Source organism: Agrobacterium sp. MS2 (assembly GCF_003261015.1).
GTDB classification, from domain to species: domain Bacteria; phylum Pseudomonadota; class Alphaproteobacteria; order Rhizobiales; family Rhizobiaceae; genus Agrobacterium; species Agrobacterium pusense.
The window spans coordinates 1-1,286 of the sequence record NZ_QLNF01000088.1 but is presented as its reverse complement, the minus strand read 5'-3'; the positions used below and the strand labels follow the sequence as shown (position 1 = coordinate 1,286).

The 1,286-nt window shown below is 58.6% G+C and carries 1 protein-coding gene; it reads right to left on the bottom strand.

The window, feature by feature from the left end; all coding sequences use genetic code 11:
- A partial coding sequence (locus DOU54_RS27640) for a Tn3 family transposase (RefSeq protein WP_502695988.1) occupies positions 1-1,286 on the bottom strand: 1,286 nt, incomplete at both ends.

Sequence of the window (1,286 nt, the reverse complement as noted above, 5' to 3'; positions counted from 1 at the left end):
GTCCATTCATGCACTTCCCTTAACAAGTCGGGAACCTCGACCAACGGATACATATCGCTGATCTCGGCATTCAGTTCCTCTGCTGCCACGGGGACTTCGCCGACGGTTGGTGTGACGATCAACGTTCCGGCCTCAAGACGAACTCCTTCGAGTTTTCCGGATCGTGCTCTGTGCGCAAGACGCTGCAGGTTGAACTCGAGCATCTGGCACGCTTCAGCAAGCCACTGCGCGCCGTCGCCTTGGACCCCCAAACCGAGACGATCTTCTTCCTTCATCGCGATGAATGTCGACCGCGGCATCAGATGCTCGTCAATCGGCCGGAAAGATCGGCTGCCGTCGACCCAAATGTCCGCAGATCTAAGCCGGTCTCGCAAAGCCGCTAGCGTGGCGATCTCGTAGAGACGGCGATCAGGTTTCCCTTGTTCGAAGATAAGCCGTCGATCAGTTTGGCTGAGATGGGTGAGCGGCACGCGATCAGGGAGTGTCCGCCGCTTCTCGGCATAAAGCCGTTTCAGCAGCGCAATTGCCGCCAGAAGCGGGTCGTGGCGATGCGCCGAGCGAAACGTGAAGGCCTGAAGAAATGCACCAATGTATTTGTGGACGGTCGCGTATTGTTCGGCTGCCACGGTCAACGGCGGAGCCTCGTTGTCGTCGACCATCGACTCAAGCTCAGGCTTCATCCGAAGCAACCGGTCCCAACCGACTTTCTGGTCGAGAACATCCAAAGCGTTCCGACCATAGTCGTTGGCGGACTGCAGTGCGGTGATCGTATCTAGAAACATGCGCAGCGCTTTGGCGGTATTCGCTCTGCAGTCCATCTGTCGCTGCTTCTTTCGATTGTTGGCTTGCGAGAACAATTTACCCATCAGCTTGATGAACATCGTCACCGCATCGTCCGTGAGCTTCTGGCAAAGCTTGATGACTTGGGCCACGATCAGAGCGTGGCGACGGCTGGCGTTGAAGTCGTTGGCAAGCCAGGCCGGCGTTGCGTTGCCCTCCCGGATCATCTGGTCCCACCGTCCGGATGACACGCGCGCCTGCAGTTCCGGATCGATCTCCAGCCGCCGCAGAAAGGCTATCCGCTCGGTCAGCCCGACGAGGTTCGACGCGGCCGGCGCTTCTGGTGCCGAACGCAGCCAATGAAAGCGGGTCTGGCCGATCGACGGGTCAACCTCTAACAGCCTATCCAGTGATTGAAGCCTATCGAGTGGGATGTCTTCAATCAGGGTTCTTTCTGCTCGCCGCCGGGCTATGGCACGGCCGGCAAGGCCGATGCGTTCGATCGT